This window comes from Actinomadura chibensis NBRC 106107 (assembly GCF_001552135.1).
In the GTDB taxonomy this organism is placed as follows: domain Bacteria; phylum Actinomycetota; class Actinomycetes; order Streptosporangiales; family Streptosporangiaceae; genus Spirillospora; species Spirillospora chibensis.
The window spans coordinates 417,488-436,211 of sequence record NZ_BCQP01000010.1 but is presented as its reverse complement, the minus strand read 5'-3'; the positions used below and the strand labels follow the sequence as shown (position 1 = coordinate 436,211).

The window sequence follows — 18,724 nt, the reverse complement described above, 5'->3', positions numbered from 1 at the left end:
CGACCCGCCCGGGGCGGCCCGCGTCAGCGGTTCGCCCCGGCGGGCTGGTCGGCGGGCCGGTCCAGGCGCCGCGCGGCGGCGGTCAGTTCGTCCAGGAGGGCGGCGACCGCGGGCGGGCGGGGGCCCGCCGGGACGACCGCGGCGATGCCGCGGCGGCCGACGCCGGGGACGTCGGCGGCGGCGACGCCCGGCTCGGCGTGCAGCGCGAGCGCCAGCGCGGGCAGCGTCGTGACGGCCAGGCCCCGCGCGACGAGCCGCTGGATCGCGACGTGGTCCTCGGTGGCGTAGGCGATGTCGGGGACGAACCCGGCCCGCGCGCACGCCCACCGCAGGTGGTCGCGGCACCGCGCGCAGCCCGACGCCCACGTCTCCCCGGCCAGGCCGTCCAGCCCGCCGGGCCCCCGCCCGGCGGCCCCGGCGGCGGGGTGCCCGGCGGGGACGAGGACCCGCAGCGGGTCGTCGCACAGCGCGACCTCGCGGAACCGGGCGTCGGTGTCGGGCGGCATGTGCGCGTAGCGGAACACGACGGCGACGTCGGTGTCCCCGGCGCGCAGCAGCGACATCGCCTCGGCGGGCTCGGCGTCCACCAGCGTGACCGACACGCCGGGCGCGCGGGCGCGCAGCCCGGCGATCGCGTCGGGCAGCAGCGCCCCGGCGGCGGTGGGGAACACCGCGACGCGGACGCGTCCGGCGCGCAGCCCCGCGATCGCGGCGATGCGCTCCTCGGCGTCGTCCATGCGGGCGAGGACGTCCTCGACGTGCTCGACCAGGATCCGCCCGGCCTCGGTGAGGCGGACGCCGCGGCCGTGCCGCACCACCAGCGGCGTGCCGACCTCGGCCTCCAGCCGCGCGACGTGGTGCGACACGGCGGGCTGGGTGTAGGCGAGGGACTTGGCGGCGGCGGTCATCGAGCCGAGCCGGGCCACCTCCCGCAGGATCCGGCCCCGGTGCAGGTCCAGCATGACCGCAAGGTATCAACCCCGCTGATGGTTCGCCCAGAAGATCTTAGTTTGTCCTATGGGTGGGGGTGGCCGACGATCGACGGCATGAGCCTTTCGATCGAGGACGCGCGCCGCGAGTTCCGCGCCGGGGTCGCCTACCTGAACACCGCCACCTACGGGCTGCCGCCCCGCGCGGCGCACGAGGCGATGCTCGCCGCCGAGCGGGACCGCGCCGCCGGGCTCCTCGCGCCGGGCGCGCTGGACGAGGCCGTCACCCGGTCCAGGGAGGCGTTCGCGCGGCTGCTCGGCGTGCCCGCCGCGCGGGTGGCGTGCGGGCCGCAGGTGTCCTACTTCGTCGGGCTGGTCGCGGCGTCGCTGCCCGCCGGGTCCACCGTCCTGGTCGCCGACGGGGACTTCACCTCGCTGCTGTGGCCGTTCGCCGCCCGCCCCGGCCTCACCGTCCGGTCGGTGCCGCTGGAGCGGATCGCCGAGCACGTCGACGGCGCCGACGTCGTCGCGGTGTCGGCGGTGCAGTCCGCCGACGGGCGCATCGCCCCGATGGCCGACCTGGTCGCCGCCGCGCGCGTCCACGGCGCGCGGATCCTGCTGGACGCCACCCAGGCCGCCGGGTGGCTGCCGCTGCCCGCCGCCGACGTCGACTGGCTGGTGTGCGGCGGGTACAAGTGGCTGCTCGGACCGCGCGGCACCTGCTTCCTCACCGGGACCCCCGACGCCCTGGACGCGCTGCCCGCGGCGGCCGCCGGATGGTACGCGGGCGCCGACGTCTGGGACTCGGTGTACGGGCTGCCGCCGCGCCTGGCCCCGGACGCGCGCCGCCTGGACATGTCCCCGGCGTGGCAGTGCTGGGCCGGGCACGCCCCCGCCCTGGAACTGCTGGAACGCGTCGGGGTCGAGGCGATCCACGCCCACGACGTGGCACTGGCGCGCCGGTTCAGCGCCGCGCTCGGGCTGCCGCCGGGCGACTCGGCGATCGTGGCGGTGACCGTCCCGGCCGGGACGGCCGAGGCGCTGCGCGCGGGCGGCGTGGTCGCCGCGGTCCGGGCGGGACGGCTGCGCTGCGCGTTCCACCTCACCACCACCGAGGCCGACGTCGACAGGGCCGCCGCGCTCCTCGCCCCCCTCCTCGCGGCGGGCGCGGCACGCGCGGCAGGGTGAGGTTCGGGGATCGGCCGAAGTTCTTACAAGGTTCGTACAAGGCGCGGTGACGGGGCGGTTCCCGGCGGTGCGGGCGCGCCGCGCGGCCTACGTTCGTCGGCATGAACGTACTGCTCACCGGGTCGGCGGGGTTCGTCGGCTCGCACGTGGCCGAGGCGCTGGCCGCCGCCGGGCACCGCGTCCGCGGCCTGGACCTGCGCCCCGCCGCCCCCGGCTCGAAAGAGGTCGGCGGGGAGGGCGGCGGGGAGGTCGCGGACGTGCGGGACGCGGCCGCCGTCGCGCGGCTGCTGCGCGGCGTGGACGCCGTCTGCCACCAGGCCGCCAAGGTCGGCCTCGGCGTGGACGTGTCCGACCTGCCCGCCTACGCGTCCGCGAACGTGCAGGGCACCGCCGTGCTGCTGGCGGAGATGGCCCGCGCCGGGGTCGGCGCGCTGGTCCTGGCGTCGTCGATGGTGGTGTACGGGGAGGGCGCCTACACGTGCGAGCGGCACGGGAGCGTCCGCCCCGGGCCGCGGCCGGAGGAGGCGCTGCGGGCCGGGCGGTTCGAGCCCGCCTGCCCCGAGTGCGGCCGTCCCCTCGACCCGGGCGCGGTCGGGGAGGACGCGGCGCCCGCGCCGCGCAACGCCTACGCCGACACCAAGCTCGCGCAGGAGCATCTGGCGGCGTCGTGGGCGCGGGCGACCGGCGGGACCGTCGCGGCGCTGCGCTACCACAACGTGTACGGGCCGCGGATGCCGCGCGGCACCCCCTACGCCGGGGTCGCGGCGATCTTCCGGTCGCGGCTGGCGGACGGCCGCGCGCCGCTGGTGTTCGAGGACGGCGGGCAGCTCCGCGACTTCGTCCACGTCCGCGACGTCGCCCGCGCGAACGTCCTCGCGGTGCAGCGGGTCGCGGGGGCGCGGCCGCCGGAGCCGGGCGGCCTGCGCGCCTACAACGTCGCCAGCGGCGAGCCCCGCACGGTCGGGGACCTGGCGGCGGCGCTGGCCGCCGCGACCGGGGGCCCGGCGCCGCGCGTCACCGGGGAGTACCGGCTCGGCGACGTCCGGCACATCGTCGCGCGCCCCGACCGGGCCCGGCGCGAGCTGGGGTTCGCGGCGTCGGTGCCGTTCGCCGACGGGATGGCCGAGTTCGCCCGCCCACCCGCCACCACCGACGCCGATGCCGACGCCGACGCCGATGTGCGGGCCGGGTCGCCGAAGGCGGCGACGCGGTGACCGGCGACGCGGTCGAGGTGATCCTCCCGTGCCTGGACGAGGCCGAGGCGCTGCCGTGGGTGCTCACCCGGATGCCGGACGGGTTCCGCCCGCTGGTGGTCGACAACGGCTCCACCGACGGGTCGGCGGACGTGGCCGAGGCGCACGGCGCGCGGGTGGTCGCGGCGCCGGTCCGCGGGTTCGGCGCGGCGTGCCACGCGGGGCTGCTCGCCGCGTCCAGCGAGGTGGTGTGCGTGATGGACGCCGACGCCTCGCTCGACCCCGCCGACCTGCCCCGCCTCACCGCCGAGCTGGCGGCGCTCCAGTCCGGCGGCGTCCCCGGCCTGGTGCTCGGACGGCGGCGGCCGGTGGGGCGGGGCGCGTGGCCGCCGCACGCCCGGCTCGGCAACGCCGTGCTGGCCCGGTCGCTGAACCGGCGCGCCGGGACCCGGCTGCGCGACCTCGGCCCGATGCGCGCCGCCCGCCGCGACGCGCTGCTGGCGCTCGGGCTGGCCGACCGCCGGTTCGGGTACCCGCTGGAGACGGTGCTGCGCGCCGCCGCCGCGGGCTGGCGGATCGGCGAGGTCGAGGTGCCCTACCGCCCGCGGACCGGGACGTCGAAGGTCACCGGGACGCTCGGCGGGACGGTCCGCGCCGTCCGCGACATGCGCCGCGTCCTCGCGGAGGTCGCGCCATGACGCCCGCCGCCGAACCCGAAACCCCGCCGGCGGATCTGGTGGTGGATCTGGTGGTGATCGCCAAGGAGCCGGTGCCGGGCCGGGTCAAGACCCGCCTGTCGCCCTTCTACACCCCGGCCGAGGCGGCGGCCCTGGCGGAGGCGGCGCTGCGCGACACGCTCGCCGCCGTCACCGCCGCCCCGGCCGGGCGCCGCACCCTGGCCCTGTCCGGGGCGCCGGGCCCGTGGCTGCCGGGCGGGGTCGCGGTCGTCGCGCAGCGCGGCGGCGGGCTGGACGAGCGGCTCGCCGCCGCGTTCGCCGACGCCTACGCCGGGCGCCCGCTCGTGCTGATCGGGATGGACACCCCGCAGGTCACCCCCGCGCTGCTCGGCGCGGCGGGCCGCGCGCTGGCCCGCCGGGACGCGGTGCTCGGCCCGGCGTCCGACGGCGGGTTCTGGCTGCTCGGGCTGCGCCGCCCGGACGCGCGGCTGCTGCGCGGCGTCCCGATGTCGACCCCCCGCACCGGCGCGGCGCAGCTCGCGCGGCTGCGCGCCGCCGGGCTCGCGGTGGCGGTGCTGCCGGAGCTGACCGACGTCGACGTCCCGGCCGACGCCGCCGCGGTCGCCGGGCTGGCGCCCGCGACCCGGTTCGCCGCCGCCGTCCGCGCCCTGCGCCCCGCACGGGCCGCGCGGGAGGGGGGCGTCCCGGCGTGATCGGCGAACTGTACGAGGACGCGCTGCGCGGCGGCGGCCCGGTGGAGATCGAGCACGCCGACGGGCGGCGCCGCCCGCTGCCGGTGCGCGACTGGCTGGGCCCGCGCCCCGGCGACGGCGGGCTGCTGGCCCGCTGCGCGGGCGCCACCCTGGACGTCGGCTCCGGCCCGGGACGGCTGACGGTGGCGCTGGCCAGGCGCGGCGTCCCGGTGCTGGGCATCGACCTGGCCCCGGCCGCGGTCGCGCTGACGGTCGCGGCGGGCGCCCCGGCCCTGTGCCGGGACGTGTTCGGCCGCGTCCCCGGCGCCGGGCGGTGGCGGACGGCGCTGCTCGCCGACGGCAACATCGGCATCGGCGGCGACCCGGCCGCGCTGCTGCGCCGCGTCCTGGCGCTGCTCGCGCCCGGCGGGCTGGTCCTCGCGGAGGTGGAGCCGCCCGGCGCGGGGTCGCGGGTGGAGCCGCTGCGGCTGCGGTCGGGACGCGCGGTCGGGGAGTGGTTCGCGTGGGCGCGGGTGTCGGCCGACGCCGCGGCCGCGCTCGCCGCCGGGTGCGCGGCGTCGGTGACCGAGGTGTGGGAGGAGGCGGACCGGTGGTTCGTCGCGCTGCGCCGGTGAACGGGCCGGGCCGGCTCGGGCCCGCCGACCCGCGGACGGTGGCGGGACGGTTCACCAGCCCCCTGCACGACGAGCGGATCGCGGCGTGGCTGGGGATCGCGCTCGGGATCAGCTTCACCTCGGCGTTCGCGACCGGGCTGGTGTCGCATTTCATGCAGCACCCGCAGGGGTGGATGGCGTGGCCGTCGCGCCCGGTGAACCTGTACCGGGTCACCCAGGGCGTCCACGTCATCGGCGGGCTGGCGACGGTGCCGCTGCTGCTGGCCAAGCTGTGGACGGTCTACCCGCGGCTGTGGCAGTGGCCGCCGATCCGGTCGGCGGCGCACGCGGCACGCCGCGCGGCGGTGTTCGCGCTGGTCGCGGGCTCGGTGTTCCAGCTCGTCACCGGGGTGCTGAACATCGCGTACTGGTACGCGTTCCCGTTCTTCTTCACCACCGCGCACTACTGGACCGCCTACATCGTGTTCGGCGCGCTGCTGATCCACGTCGCCGACGAGTGGGACGGGACGCGCCGCACCGTCATGACCCGCCCCCGCGACGCGGTCGGCCGCCGGGGGTTCCTGCTCACCGCCGCCGGGGCGGCCGGGCTGATCGCGGCGACGACCGTCGGGCAGACGTTCACGCCGCTGGCGCGGCTGGCGGTGCTCGCGCCGCGCCGCCCCGGCGTCGGGCCGCAGCGGCTGCCGGTGAACAAGTCCGCGGTGTTCGCGGGGGTGGTCGCGGCGGCCCGCGACCCGGGGTGGCGGCTGACGGTGACCGGCCGCGTCCGCCGCGAGGTCGCGCTGTCGCTGTCCGACCTGCGCGCCCTGCCGCAGCGCTCCGCGCGGCTGCCGATCGCGTGCGTGGAGGGGTGGAGCGCGGAAGCGGACTGGCGCGGCGTCCGGCTCCGGGACCTGCTGGCCCTGGCCGGGGCGCCCGCCGACGCGCGGGTGCGGGTGGAGTCGCTGGAGACCTGGGGGATCTACCGCACCTCCGACGTCGCGCCCGACCACTGGCGCGACCCGCTCACCCTCCTCGCCCTGGAGGTCAACGGCGAGCCGCTCGACCTGGACCACGGCTACCCCTGCCGCCTGATCGCGCCGGACCGCCCCGGCGTGATGCAGACCAAGTGGCTGTACCGGGTGGTGGTCACGTGAGGGCCCCGGCGGCGGGGACGGCGGCCAGGGCGGCGGCGGCCGCGGCCGGGACGGCGCTGATCGGGTGGGGCGTGTACGGGATCGTCGCGCACGTCGGCGCGGGGGGATGGCTGACGTGGTTCGCGGGGGCGGCGGTGCTGCACGACGGGGTCCTGGCCCCGCTGGTGCTCGCCGCGGGGGCGGCGACCGGGCTCGTCCCGGGCGCCTACCGGGGAGCGGTGCGGGCGGCGCTGGTGACGGCGGGCTGCGTGGCGGTGGTGGCGCTGCCGATGGTCCTCGGCCGGGGGCGGCGGGCGGACGAGCCGTCCCGGCTGCCGCTGCCCTACGACCGCAACCTCGCGATCGTCCTCGCGTTCGTGGCGGCGGCGGCCGCCGCGTCGGTCGCGGTCCGCGCGGTCGCGCGGCGGAGGAGGCGGGCGCGATGACGCTCACCCCGGTCCGGCGCGCGGCCGCCGGAGGGGAGGGGGACGCGCGGCGGGCGGGCCGGGCCGGGTGGGTCGCGGTGGCGGTGTGGGCGGCGGGGATCGCGGCCGCGTTCGCCGTCGGCTGGCAACTGCGGCGCGCCGGGCTGGCCACCGAGGACGCGCTGCCCCCGCTGCACGCCCGCCCGCGCGGACGCCCCCTCACCTGGCCGGTGCTGCCCGCCGCCGCGGTCGCCGCCGCGCTGGTCGCCGCGCTCCCGGCGCTGGCGGCGCGGCTGCCGTGGCGGGCGCTGCTCCCGGCCGCGTGGGCGGCGAGCGCGGCGTGGACGGTCGCGCTCGCCGCCGCCGACGGCCCGGCCGCCCTCGCCCGCCCCCTGGACGCGCCGACCGAGTACCCGGCGGGCCTGGCGCAGGTCCGCCCGGACCCGCTGGAGTGGATCGCGACGTTCACCGACCGGCTCGGCGGCTACACCACGCACGTGCGGGGGCACCCGCCCCTGCCGACGCTGGCGCTGTGGGCGCTGGAGCGCGCCGGGCTCGGCGGGACCGGCTGGGCGGCGGCGCTGATCGTCGCGGCGGGCACGTCGGCGGTGGCGGCGATCGCGGTCGCGGTGCGGTGCGCGGCGGGCGAGGGAGCGGCGCGGGCGGCGGTGCCGTTCCTCGCCCTGGCCCCTTCGGCGGTGTGGGTCGCGACGTCGATGGACGCGTTCTTCCTCGCCGTGGCCGCCTGGGGCACCGCCCTGCTGGCGGTGTCGGCGCGGTCGGCGCGCCCGGTCGTTCCCGCGGCGGCGGGCGGGCTGCTGCTGGGGTGCCTGCCGTACCTGAGCTACGGGCTGCTGCCGCTGTTCGCGGTCCCGGCGGCGGTGGTGTTGGCGCGGCGTCCCCCGGCGCGGGCGGCGGTCGCGGCGGCGCTCGGGCTGGCGGTGGTCCCGGCGGCGTTCACGGCGCTCGGGTTCTGGTGGCCGGACGGCGTCCGCGCGACCCTGGAGACCTACCTGGTCAGCCGCGGGTCGGCGCAGCGCTCCTACACCTACTTCGCGTTCGGGAACCTCGCGGTGCTGGGGCTGCTCACGGGCCCGGCGGTCGCGCACGCGCTGCCCCGGACGGCGGCGGCGGTGTGGCGCGCCGCCCGCGCCCGCACGGCGCCCCCGGGCCCCGGCGCGCTGGCGGGGGCGGCGCTGCTGGGGGTGCTCGTCCTGGACGCGTCCGGCGTCACCAAGGGCGAGGTCGAGCGGATCTGGCTGCCGTTCGCCGCGTGGGCGCTCGTCGCGGCCCCGCCCCGGCGCGGGCGGCGGGCGTGGCTGGCGGCGCAGGCGGCGACCGCGCTGGCCGTCCAGGCACTGGTCCTTTCCCCCTGGTGACCGGCCCCTCGACGGCCCTGCGGAAAAAACTTCGGAGAAAAATCCGCGGGGATGTCGATCCGGGCGCGGGCCGTGCGACGCGTCAGTGAAAGCCCGATGAGACACCCGCACGGAAGGACCACCGCCATGACCGCCCACACCGCGAGCACCCTGCACACCGTCCGCGACAGCGCCGCCGGGGAGCGGCGCGTGCTGCGCAAGGTGCTGTGGGGCGCGCAGATCCTGCTGGCCGCGTTCCTGTTCTTCGCCTCGGCGCTGCCGAAGTTCGCCGGGCAGGCCGACGCGGTGACGACGTTCGACGAGATCGGCTGGGGCCAGTGGTTCCGGTACGTGACCGGCGCGGTCGAGGCGGCGGGCGCGATCGGGCTGGTGGTGCCGAGGCTGGCGGGGCTGGCCGCGGCGAGCCTGATCGGGCTGATGGGCGGGGCCGTCCTCACCCAGGTCCTGGTGCTGGAGCCGGCGTGGGCGCTGCTGCCCGCCGCGTACGCGGCGGTGTTCGCGGCGATCGCGTGGGACCGGCGCGCCGAGTCCCGCGCCCTGCTGCGCTCCCTGAAGCGCTGACCGCCCCCGACCGCGAACGGCGGACGGCCCGGGGCCCCGACGGGGACCGCCGGGCCGTCCGCCGTTCGCGCAGTGGGACGGCCGAAGACGCGACCGCGCAGATCCGTTTCTTTCATCCGCTGTGGACCATCCCTTGGGGAGCGTCGGCGGTCGCGAGGCGTCTACCCGGCGGGTGCGCTGGCCGGGCTGACTGCGGGGGTGAGCGCGAGTCGCGTGGGGTGGCGCGGTCGAGCCGCCTCGGCCTGCAGTTGCTTGCGGAAGGCCTGGCCCCGCTCGGTGAGGACCATGACGTACTCGGTTATAGTTCGGGTCTCGCCCGGTCGGCCCGGGATGGGCACGAAGGCGGGGTTGATCTCGACCTGCTCGGCCAGGCCGGCGCGGACGAGCGCGAGCAGCGTGTTCAAATGCACCCGGCCGGGGCCGTGGTTGCGCATACGGCCGTCGTCGGCGACACCGCGTAGCGCTTTCGCCTGTGCTGTGGTGATGGTGTCGCTGCTGCCGTAGCGACGCTGCCGGGACCCGCTGCCAGCGGTGTACAGGTCGTAGCTCACCTGGGACGTCTCCATCCCGGTCAGCGCCGCGATCGTGCTGGGTGGATAGGCCTGCCTAGGCCCGGTTGGTCCGGGGGCAGTGATTTGAGCGAGCTCGCGGATGGTCTGGGTGCGGACGTCGACAGCGCCGTCCTTGAGGGCCCGGAGCACGCGGATGTGCGCTTCCTCGATCTGCGCGACCTGGATCGGGGTGGCCTTGCCGAACTGACGGGCGAACTCCGCGCGGACCGCGTCGACGTCTTGGGAGGTTGTCAACGCCGTGTGCCCGCAGGCCTCACGATGCACGAACCCACGAGTAAGCGCTACGCGGCGCGCGGCACGGGTCTTCTTCATGCCGTCACCACCCTCGTCGGTCGGTTTGCAGGCGATCGCGAGCGCAACGTTGCGGCGGGCGGTCCGGTCCGTGATCTCCGGGGACACAAGCCGGATCAGGCCCACGGCCCTGAGGAGCCGGTCCACGGGGTCCACGGCTTCTCGCAGGACGTCGATGGTCGGTTTGGCGAGCTCGGCAGCGTAAGCGTCGATCGCTTGACGGAGGGCAGTGTCCTTGACAGGCATATCACCCCGGCCGTCGCTCCCTCCGAGTGCCTGAAGCAGCGTCAGCAGCCTGCGAGCACGGGCGTTGTTGCTCATTGACCTACTCCAGTTCCGGCGTAACTGATCTGCCGATACACCAGGTCCACACACTGCACACCGGTGTGGACACCCATTGGTCGGTGCACGGACTTACCTTGCCGAAATCTGCGATAGGGGGAGGTATGACGTGCCCCGGCGTCTACGGCGGCGCCCGTAAAGATCGTGATGCTTGGTCACTGGGTTTCGCAAGGCGAGGGACGGTCTGGTCGAGCCGAGGGACGTATGCGTGTCCCGGAGCGGGCACGTACGGCGGCCGGGTCTGTTCCGAGGCAACGGCGAGATGTTGGCTGCCTCTGGGACGACCTGCTTCTTTGGAGGGCTCTGACCTGCTGCACAGAGGAATGCCGTTCTCGCTGCCGGGCTCCCGCGGACGCCGGGATCGTCTACATGACGCGGCGGGGAGTTGAATCCGAGGCTGGCGATCAGCTCCTGAGCTGACCCGCCCCACGTGCGTGGGAGATGCGACTGGGGGTGCGGGGCCGACATGAGTAGTCCGGGGGTGACCCGCACCCCCTAGCGGTGTTTCAGGGGTCAGCTGCTGGGGGAGCGGTTGCAGGCGATGGCGACGGTGTGGACATGCGTTGCCCGGCAGGGGCCGTGCTCTCTCAATGGCCGATGCGACGCGGCAGGGTCTTCCATCGTCCCCAGGTGGGTGCTGGGCGCCGCGTCCGGGTGAGTGTCCGGGTGCCCGGCGAGGACGAGGCCGCGGTTCCACGCGGTGCGGCGTGTGAGCGCCCAGCCGGGTGTCTCCCGCAGGGAGACGTCGACCGTGCCTGCGGCGGCGGGTCCGAGGCGTTCAGCCGTGACGGTGGTGTACAGCCAACTCGTGAGTGGATGGGGAAGGACCGGACGCATCGCCACGGCTGCGGCCGGCCCAGGACGGTTGGCTGCTTCCTGCAGGCAGTTGCTTTTGATCGCGCCCAGCGACTCGGTGTCGATCTTGGCTCGTCCCGTCACCCCCCGCCACACCGCGTAGCCGGTGAGGGCGGCGAACCCGGAGAGGTATACAGCCATGAACCCGGCCGGCCAAGGGCTGGGTTCCCAGGAGCCGGTGATGACTCCGCTGAGGACGTAGCCGAGTACGGCAGTGGTAAGGATGACCGAGTGCATGGTGAGGAAGGCACGATCCCGGGCCGGCAGCGGTGGCGGGTCTTCAGCAGCAGGTCCGGGATGGGTGTCAGGCACCGATGAGGGCATTGGTGTTCCGATCAAGCGGGAAGGGACGACATGTGTGGTTGCGGTGCGTTCCGAATGCAAGGCGGAACGTGACTTCCGTACAAGAGTGCGGGCACACGGCGCCGCTGGCGAGCCCTTTGCCGGAATGAATTCGCAGCCAAGCGGTAAGCGGATTGGGGGCTTCGTGGGCCTCGCGCGCTTCATGTCTTCATGAGCGGTTTCCAGTCTAATGAGACGTTTGTGGCGGTCCGTCAGCCAGCATAACGGGCCAATCCGACCTGACTGCGACGAAAAGTTCCGGAATTTTTTTGCGATGTGGCCTTCTGAGTAAGACCTCCTTGTCTTTCCGGTTTCGTCGGTCATCTGACCATGCTCGGCCAACCTGCGACCTGGGTTTCGGGCGGGCCGTTATCGAGTCGAGCTCTGATCCGCAAGCCGCTGCACGTTCGAGAGCCGGTGCGGGAAACGTCGATCCCTCCCGATAGTGCACCTCCTTGATGGCGGCGCGGATTGCTACCGCATGGACGTGTGTTGACAACAGCCCTACCGGTAGCCCTCCGCCCCCCGCTGTCGGGATCCTCGGACCGAAACTCCGCCGAAGACGCTGACTCCACCCCCTGACCGGGTCGGTGAAACAGGTGCGTCTTGGCGCGGCGGCAGTGGGCCTCGAAGGTGGCGTATCGAACGTTCCATGCATGGCAAGTTCCCTCGCGCGAAGGGAATCTTCGACGGTGTCACCTGGGTGCACTTCCACGAACCGTCCGGCGGCCGGGGTCCACGGCGAGCCTCCGAGCCTGCCGGGCGACCGCGCCGACACGCGACGTACCTCTCCGGGGCGTCTCGTCCGTGGCGGGGCGTGGCATGTCACGAAATATTGTCAAGCATCGGGTGGGGTGGTGTTCCATGTCTCGCGCCTAGCCCGTGAGATACGGTCCGCCTCCGCGTCCTTTGAAGCAGACAGTACACCGGTTTAGTTCATGTCTGCGCATTTTCGCAGATCAGAGGCGATCATTCATTGAATGAATAGGATTCTAGAACATGTTCCTGCAATGTTCTGGAGTGAGCCTCGGGTACTAGGAGCTATACGGCGAGAATTGCCTAGTTACCGGCCGCGAACCATCGGCTCAAGGCATCCGTTGGCCAGATGAGCGGAGGCGCTGCTACGGCCCCTCCGAGACGGCCGTTAGGATCTGCGGGTATAGCGGGACTCTCGTAGGCACGCAAACGCGGCGATGCACGGAAGGACTGACGCGCAACGGCCCCAGCCCCCTTCGCCCGCCCTGGCGGCGGATCCCCCGGCGACGCACGGCCCCTGGGCTGCGGGAGCAGGTCAAGCGCTATTCTCCTCGGTCGTCGTGCGCCGCGACGAGTCGAATGGGCCCAAATGATCGTTCGGAGGATCACCCCCGAAATCGGTCAGATGAGGGCCCCTTCCGATCTCCAACCCGAGAGACTTCCGTGAAACAATTTTCAACCGGAACTTTTCGATGACACACGAAGAATTCGAGTCACCCTCTGACCAGGGCGGCCAACGCGGCCGCGCGCGCAGGAGGGCCCACCGAGGAGGCGGCAACGCCAGCCCCAACCGGCGACACCGGCGTCGAGTGCCGTCCCCCGACCCACCCGACCAGCCGCAGGGCGCAACCTCCGCCCCCGCGACCCCGCACACCGGCACGCGCCCTCAGAGCGCACCCGACCCGGGTGAGCTTGCCGCACCGGCTCCCGACAAGGAGTCCGCAGCCGAGACGCGCACCGGCCACCCCGCCACACCCGGTCGACGTCGGCGTTGGCGGAATTGGCTGCTGTTCAGGACGGGCGACCGCGCTCATAACACTGCGGTGGTCGCCGCCTATATCGGTTTCGCCGGCTCCGTCGTCGGAGCCATGGGGACAGCAGGCCCCGTCGCCTGTTCGGCGATCGTCAGCCGTGGAGGCGAGAGCCCCACGCGCAGCAGGGTGTCGGCCTCGATCGTCCACACGGAGAAGGGCGCCACGTACGCCTACCAGCATCCCAGCATGAGCAGCAAACCCGCCAGATTCCGGCCGATCTACCGTGAAGGCGACATGGTCGAGGTCGTCTGCCAGATCCGGGACGGCGAGCCTGTGTCGATGCCTGGCCAGGGCCGACCGGACTTCGCGGTGAGCGTCTGGGACCAGCTTCCGACGGGCAGTTGGATTCCCGACATCTTCACATCGCTCGAGTACAAGAGGGGGCCGAAGCCGCCACCGGGCGTCAAGCTCTGCGCGGAGACGACGCCCGCACCGGCGCCGTAGGCGGTGCTGTCGCCCACTGCTCCGGGTTGGGCGGCAGGCACGATGATAGAGGGGCTGGACTCCCTCGGGTGGGTCCCGCCCTGATAGATCCGGCCCTTCCCCATTACCAGAGAAGGGCGCAAATGCTAAGGGTGGTGCTCCGGCGAGGCTCGGCAGGGAACTCGCCGGAGCACCAAGACCGAGGGGCCGAGCGATGCGGCATTGTGCAGGTCAAGGTTGGCGCCGTTGCGGACGGCCGCGCCAGTGCTCGGGATGGCTGCAGACGCGGCATTCGCAGACCAGCAGGCTTCGGCCGTCCACGGGCGGGAACACGTAGACGCGCCCGCGACACATCTTGTGCTGGTTGTCGCGGCATCGGTTGGAGACGATCGGCTCCGACCCCGCAGAGGTGTCTTCCCCCGGTTGAGGCGTATCCGGATCGTCGCCCATTGACGTGTGGCTTGCATCACGCACGGGTCTACGGTCCCATGGCCTTGCGGGCTTTGGGCAGCGCACGCAGCCCCTCGTTCCGCACCGGGAAAGTACAAGCCACCCAGTGCTGTCTGTGGGATTCCAAGAACGTTTCACTACCGTGCGCCCTGCGATGCCGCCGATAAGCCCCCGCCCTCGGTGACCCTCCGCAAGGATCCCTTGGACCTCGTGGGAGGTGGCGCGCATCACCCAGGGCTCATCGGGCGCGGCGGGGAGCGCCGCGACTCCGGGACGCCGCGGAGTCTCATCCCACACTGTCGGTGTTGGGGACCTCCACCCCGATCGTCGACTCGCCGGGAGGAGAGAAGTGCTCCGTGTGTGTGACTGTTCCCGACGGTCAACGCGAGGTACCTGGTCAGTGCAGTGATCTTCTCGCTCTTCGCCTAGAGCCAAGTGCGGGCTCGTGCCGGGTGACCGTTTGAGCCAGGGACGAAGCACTTGAGCGAGACGGCCATAGCGAATCGCTAGTACCGCGGGTCGGCATGGCGACCCCGTGGAGCCTTCAGAGGCATGGACGTCCCGTGGGGTCAGGGCGGGGGCCAGGTGATCAGGGTGTGGCCCCAGGTGAGGCCCGCGCCGAACCCGGCGAGCAGGACCAGGTCGCCGGGGCCGATGCGGTCGTCGCGGGCGGCGCGGTCCAGGGCGTAGGGGATGCTCGCGGCGCCGATGTTGCCGACGTCCTGCCCGACGATGGCGAGCTGGCCGGGGTCCAGGCCGGCGTCGCCGGCGAGGGAGGCGACGAGCCGCGGGTTGGGCTGGTGCGGGACGACCAGGTCCAGGTCGGCGGGTTTGAGCCCGGCGGCGTCGGCGGCGTCGCCGACCAGCCGGGGGAAGATCCGGGCGATGAAGTCGCGGACGGCGCGCCCGTCCATGTGGATGGTGTGGCCGTGCCCGGCGAGGGTGGCGGCGCTGGCGGGGGTGCGGCTGCCGCCCGCCGGGATGAGGACGTCGTCGGCGCCCGAGCCGTCCGACCCGAGTGTGATCGGCCCGAACCCGTAGGGCGGCGGGACGGGCCCGACGACCGCGGCGGCGGCGCCGTCCCCGAACAGCGCGGCGGTGGCGCGGTCGGCGCGGTTGAGGAACCGCGAGTACACCTCGACGCCGACGACCAGCGCGTAGGGGGCCGCGCCGCGCTGGGTGGCCAGCCACCCGACGGCGCTCTGCAGCCCGAACACGAACCCGGTGCAGGCGGCGGAGATGTCGAACGCGGCGGCCCGGCGGGCGCCGAGCATGGCCTGCACGCGGCAGGCGGTGGACGGCGCGAGCACGTCGGGCGTGGACGTGCCGAGGACGATCAGCCCGACGTCGGCGGCGTCGATCCCGGCGGCGCGCAGCGCGCGGTCGGCGGCGGCGGCCGCGAGGTCAGAGGCGGCCTCGGCGGGCGCGGCGACGTGCCGGCGGCGGATCCCGGTGCGCGACTCGATCCACCCGGGGTCCAGCCCGAGGGACGCCGACACCTCGGTGCTCGGGACGCCGTCGCCGGGCAGGTAGGACCCGGTCGCGCGGATCGCCCAGGACGGTCCGCCGAGCGGGAGGCGCTGGTCCGGCCGGGGCCGGGGGAGCCGGTCCGTCCCGCCCGACCGCCGTTCCGCGCGTCCGCCGACCTGTCCGGTCATGTGTGCGTTCATCTGCCCGCCACCCTCCGTGCCGCACTGACGGTTGTCAGCCCGATCCCTTGAGTGAATAATCCCATTTCAGGGTTTATGTTCCATAACTAGGTGTTAAGCGGCCTTTATCCGAATAGAAAAGAGTGCCTTCCTTTCAGGTAAGGAGACCCCCGCGTGCCGTCCTCCGAATTCCGCCCGGCCGAGGAGCTCAAGCCCGACGACACCTGCGCCTTCCTGTTCGCCGGCACCGGCGCGGCGGGCGTGCCCGACCTGCCGGCGCTCGCCCGGACCGGGCCCGGCGCCGCCCGCGCCGTCGCCGACGTCCTGGACGCCGTCCAGGAGGGCCTGCCGCCCACCGGGTGGCCGTCCCTGCGCACGATCCTGCTGGACGAACCCGCCGCCTACCGTCCCGCCGCCCGCGCCCCCGGCGTCGCGCAGCTCGCCTCCTACGCCGTCGCCGTCGCCGTCGACCGGGCGCTGCGCGCGCACGGCGTCCACCCCGCCTTCGCCGTCGGGCAGAGCTTCGGCGAGATCGCCGCGCTGGTGTGCGCGGGCGCGTTCACCATCACCGACGGCGCGCGGATGGCGGTGTCGGCCGTCGACGTCCTCGCCCGGCGCGGCCGGGGCGGCGGCATGGGGCTGCTGGAGGCGGGCGAGGACGACGCCCGCGCCTTCGTCCGCGCCGCCGGGGAGCCGGACGTGGTCGTCGCGTGCCTGAACGCCCCGTCGGCGACGGTGGTCTCCGGCCCCGACGGGCCCCTGGAGGCCGTCCTCGCCGCCGCCCGCGCACGCGGGGTCGGCGCGGTGCGGCTCGCCGTGCCCTACCTGTCGCACCACCCCGCCCTCACCGGCGCCGACGACGAGTGGTACGCCATGATCCGCCGGTTCCCGCAGCGCCCCCTGCGGGTCGCGGTGCACTCCCCGGTCCGGGGCCGCGCCTACCGCGACGACGACGACCTGCACCGCGCGCTCGCCGACTGCGTCGTCCAGCCGGTGCGGCTGCCGGACACGCTGCGCGCCGTCCACGCGGCGGGCGCGACCGTGTTCGCCGAGGCGGGCGCGGGCGCCGCGCTGTGCCAGTGCGCGCGGCTGTGCGTCCCCGGCGCGCGGACCCTGACGCCGCTGCGGGACCGTCCCCGCCCCGGCGTCACCGGCAAGGCCGCCCCCGGGGTCGCGGCGGGCGGCGTCCCGCCGGTGACCCCGAAACCGCCCCCCGGCACGGTGCCGGACACCGTGTCGGGCGCGGGTTCGGGTGACGCGGTGTCGGGGCTCGCGGGCGAAGGAGGACGGCGATGAGCGGCGACGGCGACGGCGGCGGTGGTCTGGCCGGGTTCGTGCGCGGCGCGTCCGTGGACGCCAAGACCCGCGCGCGGCTCGCGGACGCGGTCCCCGAGGAGTTCTTCACCTGCCCCGACGGGCTGACGCCGCGCGCCCGGCAGGCCCTGACCTACGAGCGGCTGCGGCGCGCCGGGCAGGCCGCGCCGCCCGCCGCCGAGCTGCTGGCCGACCCGCCCGCGCTGTGCGCGCTGCTGGACCGCGCGGCGGTCGCCGACCCGGCGCTGTTCCACGTGATGCTGCTGCACTACACCCTCGCGCTCGGCCCGGTGCTGCGGTTCGGCGCCGACGAGCCCGAGACCCGCCGGATCCGCGGCGACCTGGAGTCGATGGCCTCGTTCGGGACGCTGCTGATGACCGAGGTGGGGCGCAGCAACAGCCACCTGTCGCCGCGCACCCTGGCCCGGCACGACCCGGACGGCGGCGGGTTCGTCCTCACCACCCCCGACGCGCAGGCCGCGAAGTTCCCGACCAACACCGCGCACCCGGACGTCCCGAAGACCGCCGCCGTGTACGCCACGCTCGTCCACGGCGGGCGGGAGCGGGGGGTGTTCGTGTTCGCGGTGCCGCTGCGCGGGAGCGACGGCGCGGTCCCGCCCGGCGTCCGGGTGGTGGCCGCGCCCGACACCACGGGCCTGCCCGTCGACTACGCCGCCGTCCTGCTGGAGGACGTCCGCGTCCCCTACGGGGCGTGGCTGCGCGACGGCGCCGCCATCGACGCGGCCGGGGAGTTCCACGACCCGGAGGGCACGGCGGCGGCGCGGCTGACCCGGTCGATGGGCATCGCGCCGCCGGTGTGGCGGGCGGTGGTGTCGGCGTCGGCGGCGGTCACGCGGGCGGCGGCGGGGACGCTGCTGGCGCACTCGGCGGGCCGGACCACCCTCGGTCGGCTCGCGCCGCGCCGCCCGCTGACCGACTACCGCAACCAGCGCGAGGCGGTCCTCGGCGCGCTGGCCGCCGGGTACGCGCTGACCGCCGTCGCCGCGCACGCCACCGCGCCCCGCCCGGCCCCCGCCGGCGGCGGCGCGGGCGGCGGGCCGGAGACGGCGTGGGCGCCGTGGTCGGCGGTCGACCGGGACCTGGCGCTGCTGAAGGCGGCGGCGACCGCGCAGGCGCAGCGGACGGTGTCGGAGTGCCGGGTGCACAGCGGCGCGCCGGGCTTCGCGGCGGTGGAGCGCCTCAACTCCTACCGGGGCCTGACCCACGCCTACCTGAACGCGGGCGGCGACAACGAGCTGATCCTCTACGACACGGCGCGGGCGATGGCGGACCTGGACCGCTACGTCCCGCCCGAGCCGTGCGCCGTCGCCCCGGACGCCGACCTGGACTCGCCGCGGACGTGGCTGGCGCTGGCGGGGGAGGCCGAGCGGCGGATGCGCGACCGGCTCGCCGACCGGGTCGCGGCGTCCCGCCGCGGCGGCGCCGACGCATTCGCCGCGTGGAACGGCAACCTGGTCCTCGCGGCGCGGACGGCCGGGGCGTGCGCGGACCGGCTGGTCCTGCAGATCCTCGCCGCCGCGCCCGCGACCGCGCCGCCGGACGCGCGGCCGCTGCTGCGCCGGATCCTCGGCCTGCACGCCCTGAACCTGCTGGAGCGCCGCGCCCCCGACCTGCTCAACGAGGGCGCCGCGCCGCCCGGCACCCTGGACCGGCTGTGGGCGGCGCGGCGGCGGGTCTGCGACGAGCTGGCCCCGCGCGCGGCGGAGCTGGCCGCCGCGTTCGAGCTGCCCGCCGCGGTCACCGCCCCGGCCGCGTTCCTCACCTCCACCTGACCCGCCCCCGTCCCACCCCGACCCGTCTCCGCCCGCCTGGGCTCGTCTCCGTTCGTCCTTCGTCCCCGTTCCGGTGGCCCCCGGCGGGCCCGTCGCAGGGCCCGCCGGG

At 75.3% G+C, this 18,724-nt stretch carries 16 protein-coding genes; 12 read left to right on the top strand and 4 right to left on the bottom strand.

Going from position 1 to position 18,724, the window contains the following annotated elements; all coding sequences use genetic code 11:
• Nucleotides 1–23: 23 nt before the first annotated feature.
• Complete coding sequence (locus ACH01S_RS06700) at nucleotides 24–962, bottom strand: LysR family transcriptional regulator (protein ID WP_067886420.1); 939 nt, start codon at nucleotides 960–962, stop codon at nucleotides 24–26.
• An 84-nt stretch (nucleotides 963–1,046) separates the two neighbouring features.
• Here ACH01S_RS06700 and ACH01S_RS06695 point away from each other — a divergent pair, with 84 nt between their 5' ends.
• From ACH01S_RS06695 to ACH01S_RS06655, 9 genes are all read left to right on the top strand, one after another.
• Entirely contained in the window at nucleotides 1,047–2,117 is a 1,071-nt protein-coding gene (locus ACH01S_RS06695; protein ID WP_067886418.1) for an aminotransferase class V-fold PLP-dependent enzyme, read from the top strand.
• Between the two features lie 101 nt (nucleotides 2,118–2,218).
• Nucleotides 2,219–3,331 carry an NAD-dependent epimerase/dehydratase family protein gene (locus tag ACH01S_RS06690; protein ID WP_067886415.1) on the top strand — a complete coding sequence of 371 codons (1,113 nt, stop codon included), beginning with the start codon at nucleotides 2,219–2,221 and terminating at the stop codon, nucleotides 3,329–3,331.
• Nucleotides 3,328–4,008 carry a glycosyltransferase family 2 protein gene (locus ACH01S_RS06685; RefSeq protein ID WP_067886413.1) on the top strand — a complete coding sequence of 227 codons (681 nt, stop codon included), beginning with the start codon at nucleotides 3,328–3,330 and terminating at the stop codon, nucleotides 4,006–4,008. Before ACH01S_RS06690 ends, ACH01S_RS06685 begins: the two co-directional genes overlap by 4 nt.
• Nucleotides 4,005–4,700: a TIGR04282 family arsenosugar biosynthesis glycosyltransferase gene (locus ACH01S_RS06680; RefSeq protein ID WP_067886411.1), complete on the top strand. Its 696-nt coding sequence runs from the start codon at nucleotides 4,005–4,007 to the stop codon at nucleotides 4,698–4,700. Before ACH01S_RS06685 ends, ACH01S_RS06680 begins: the two co-directional genes overlap by 4 nt.
• Nucleotides 4,697–5,314 (top strand): class I SAM-dependent methyltransferase, encoded by a 618-nt coding sequence (locus tag ACH01S_RS06675; protein ID WP_067886409.1) that lies wholly within the window; start codon nucleotides 4,697–4,699, stop codon nucleotides 5,312–5,314. The genes ACH01S_RS06680 and ACH01S_RS06675 overlap by 4 nt, the downstream gene beginning before the upstream one ends.
• Nucleotides 5,290–6,450: a molybdopterin-dependent oxidoreductase gene (locus ACH01S_RS06670; protein ID WP_246237142.1), complete on the top strand. Its 1,161-nt coding sequence runs from the start codon at nucleotides 5,290–5,292 to the stop codon at nucleotides 6,448–6,450. Before ACH01S_RS06675 ends, ACH01S_RS06670 begins: the two co-directional genes overlap by 25 nt.
• Nucleotides 6,447–6,875 (top strand): hypothetical protein, encoded by a 429-nt coding sequence (locus ACH01S_RS06665; RefSeq protein ID WP_067886406.1) that lies wholly within the window; start codon nucleotides 6,447–6,449, stop codon nucleotides 6,873–6,875. The genes ACH01S_RS06670 and ACH01S_RS06665 overlap by 4 nt, the downstream gene beginning before the upstream one ends.
• Nucleotides 6,872–8,233: a hypothetical protein gene (locus ACH01S_RS06660; protein ID WP_067886404.1), complete on the top strand. Its 1,362-nt coding sequence runs from the start codon at nucleotides 6,872–6,874 to the stop codon at nucleotides 8,231–8,233. The genes ACH01S_RS06665 and ACH01S_RS06660 overlap by 4 nt, the downstream gene beginning before the upstream one ends.
• 126 nt (nucleotides 8,234–8,359) lie before the next feature.
• Entirely contained in the window at nucleotides 8,360–8,794 is a 435-nt protein-coding gene (locus ACH01S_RS06655; RefSeq protein ID WP_083980386.1) for a DoxX family protein, read from the top strand.
• 161 nt (nucleotides 8,795–8,955) lie between these two features.
• Here ACH01S_RS06655 and ACH01S_RS06650 read toward each other — a convergent pair whose 3' ends face one another.
• The gene (locus tag ACH01S_RS06650) at nucleotides 8,956–9,978 is read right to left on the bottom strand and encodes a hypothetical protein (RefSeq protein ID WP_148344708.1); all 1,023 of its coding nucleotides are present in this window, start codon (nucleotides 9,976–9,978) and stop codon (nucleotides 8,956–8,958) included.
• Nucleotides 9,979–10,512: 534 nt separating this feature from the next.
• Entirely contained in the window at nucleotides 10,513–11,091 is a 579-nt protein-coding gene (locus ACH01S_RS06645; RefSeq protein WP_067886400.1) for a hypothetical protein, read from the bottom strand.
• A gap of 1,904 nt (nucleotides 11,092–12,995) precedes the next feature.
• On the opposite strand from ACH01S_RS06645, the gene ACH01S_RS06640 reads away from it, so the two are divergent.
• Entirely contained in the window at nucleotides 12,996–13,430 is a 435-nt protein-coding gene (locus ACH01S_RS06640; protein WP_067886398.1) for a hypothetical protein, read from the top strand.
• Between the two features lie 998 nt (nucleotides 13,431–14,428).
• Here ACH01S_RS06640 and ACH01S_RS06635 read toward each other — a convergent pair.
• Nucleotides 14,429–15,529, bottom strand: coding sequence for a 3-oxoacyl-ACP synthase III family protein (locus tag ACH01S_RS06635; protein WP_255220096.1), 1,101 nt, complete (start codon nucleotides 15,527–15,529; stop codon nucleotides 14,429–14,431).
• A 153-nt stretch (nucleotides 15,530–15,682) separates the two neighbouring features.
• Here ACH01S_RS06635 and ACH01S_RS06630 point away from each other — a divergent pair, with 153 nt between their 5' ends.
• Nucleotides 15,683–16,804, top strand: a complete 1,122-nt coding sequence (locus ACH01S_RS06630) for an acyltransferase domain-containing protein (protein ID WP_067886388.1) — start codon at nucleotides 15,683–15,685, stop codon at nucleotides 16,802–16,804.
• Nucleotides 16,801–18,615, top strand: a complete 1,815-nt coding sequence (locus ACH01S_RS06625; RefSeq protein WP_067886386.1) for an acyl-CoA dehydrogenase — start codon at nucleotides 16,801–16,803, stop codon at nucleotides 18,613–18,615. The genes ACH01S_RS06630 and ACH01S_RS06625 overlap by 4 nt, the downstream gene beginning before the upstream one ends.
• Nucleotides 18,616–18,724: the final 109 nt, after the last annotated feature.